Origin of the sequence: Plantactinospora sp. ZYX-F-223 (genome assembly GCF_039649625.1) — a bacterium.
Taxonomy (GTDB): Bacteria; Actinomycetota; Actinomycetes; order Mycobacteriales; family Micromonosporaceae; genus Plantactinospora.
The window spans coordinates 1-1642 of sequence record NZ_JBDJAV010000152.1 but is presented as its reverse complement, the minus strand read 5'-3'; the positions used below and the strand labels follow the sequence as shown (position 1 = coordinate 1642).

The window sequence follows — 1642 nt, the reverse complement described above, 5'->3', positions numbered from 1 at the left end:
TCAGTGAGTGTTTGAGAAGCGGTGGGTCGGACTTGGTGTGTGGGTGATGGTCGTGGATGGATCGTTGCCCTCGGCATGCCCCGCAAGCGTCGGTACCCGTCCGATCTGACCAACGCCCAGTGGCGTCACATCGCCGTGCTGCTCCCACCGCCTCGTTCTGGTGGCCGGCCGGAGAAGCACTCCCGTCGGACGATCGTGGACGCGATCCTCTACGTCGTGCGTACCGGCTGTTCCTGGCGGCAGCTTCCGGCCGACTTCCCGCCCTGGCAGACCGTCTACTGGTACTTCGTCCGCTGGGAACAGGAGGAGGTCACACAACGTATCCTCGACCACCTTCGTGAACAGCTCCGCCTCCAGCAGGGCCGCAACCCCCGACCGTCGGCCGGGATCATCGACTCCCAGAGCGTCAAGGCCGCCGACACCGTGGGCCGGCACAGCCGTGGCTACGACGCCGGGAAGAAGATCAACGGCCGCAAACGGTTCATCGTCACCGACACCCTCGGCCTCATCCTCGTCGTCATGGTCTGCGCCGCCAGCGTCCAGGACCGCGACGGCGCCAAGACCACCCTGCTCAGCCTCTACCTGACCACACCGGTCCGGTACGTCCTCGCCGACGCCGGCTTCGCCGGCCGCCTCGTCGACTGGGCTACCCGGATCCTGACCACCACCCTGCACATCATCCGCAAACCCGCAGGCCAGAAAGGCTTCGTCCTGATCCCCCGACGGTGGCCGGTCGAACGGACCTTCGCCTGGCTTACCGCCCACCGCCGCCTCGCCCGCGACTACGAACGCGACCCCGCCACCTCGGAGGCGATGATCCGCTGGGCCGCTATCAACACCATGACCCGCCGCCTCGCCCGGGGCGGGCCCGCCCGCCGTCAGCACGTCTGGACCCTCGACGACCTTGCAGATGCCGTACGGTGATCGATATGTCGCGGGCCGAAATTCTGCGTGATCTGCTGGACAACGGCCGGGACTGCGACACGCTGCGGCTGAGAGCGATCGCCGCCGAACTCGGCCTACCCGTGGCCGACGTGCTCGTCGTCGCGGGCCATCCGGTGCCGGGACACCTGCTGCCGCCCGACCGCGACAGGAACGTCATGCGCACGCTTGCCTACCGCGTGACCTACTGCAATCACCCTCAGTTGGCGGCCCTGCGCGAGTTCCTACTCGCCATGCCAGATGAGGGCGCGGCACCCGAGCCTCTGCCGGCTCGCGATCCGGCGGACCCGGACCCGTTCCCGGCCGTCCTGCACGGTCTTATGCGTAACCGCGGCTTCGGGGTGCGAGAGTTCCCGTTCGTCGGGCTGTCGATGAGCACCATCAGAGGAATGCTGGGCGGGGCATGGCACCGGCTCTCGCAGTTGCAGGCGGTGGCCGGGCCGCTGAACTGGAGCACAGAGGATCTGGCTACCCTCGCGGGCGAGTCGCTGCGGCCCCTCGAACACGGTCCGATGTTCTGTCACCACGTCGGCGCGGTGTTCCTGGCCGCCGTCCCCCGCACAACCGAGCAGTTGGTGCGTGCCGCCCGTGAAGCGGACCGGTTGAGCGCACGCGAGGACCACGGCGCCTGGAAACCAGTTTCCGAAGGCATCTACGACTGCCCGGACGCGTAGGTGCCCTTCTCAAACACGCTCTCAGA

Annotated in this window: 2 protein-coding genes; both read left to right on the top strand. The window is 67.8% G+C overall.

All coding sequences use genetic code 11. From position 1 onward, the window contains the following. The first annotated feature begins 75 nt into the window (after positions 1-75). Positions 76-924, top strand: a complete 849-nt coding sequence (locus tag AAH979_RS42890) for an IS5 family transposase (RefSeq protein ID WP_346263851.1) — start codon at positions 76-78, stop codon at positions 922-924. Then, entirely contained in the window at positions 921-1616 is a 696-nt protein-coding gene (locus AAH979_RS42885) for a hypothetical protein (protein ID WP_346263850.1), read from the top strand. The genes AAH979_RS42890 and AAH979_RS42885 overlap by 4 nt, the downstream gene beginning before the upstream one ends. The last annotated feature ends 26 nt before the right edge of the window (positions 1617-1642 follow it).